The sequence below is a fragment of the Staphylococcus sp. HMSC069E10 genome, assembly GCF_001809205.1.
GTDB lineage: Bacteria > Bacillota > Bacilli > Staphylococcales > Staphylococcaceae > Staphylococcus > Staphylococcus hominis.
In genome coordinates, this window is sequence record NZ_KV796494.1 from 1 (window position 1) to 303 (window position 303).

The following is a 303-nucleotide window of genomic DNA, read 5'->3' on the forward strand; positions in this document are numbered from 1 at the left end:
TGAAGTAAACTAATCGCTTCAGTAAGTTTTGGTAAGACTGCTTTCACTTTGTCTAATGCTTCTTTCACTTCTGCTGGTGTTGCTTTTTCTTTATTTAACACTTCTTGTGCTTTCGTCTTAGCTTCTTCAATTTCACTTTGTATTCTTCCTAGAGCTTCATTATAAGCAGTGATACTTGCTGGTTTTTTACCTTCGGTAATGCCACGTTGATCTAATTCTGGAAGTTTATGTTGTAATTCTGTTTTATCTGCTCTTAAATCATCTTTCGCTTGATTTAATGCTGTTAATGCTTTTTCTACTTTT

General features: G+C 33.7%; 1 pseudogene. It reads right to left on the reverse strand.

Going from position 1 to position 303, the window contains the following annotated elements:
* A pseudogene (locus tag HMPREF2561_RS09300) lies at positions 1–303 on the reverse strand (FIVAR domain-containing protein); the annotation flags it as partial.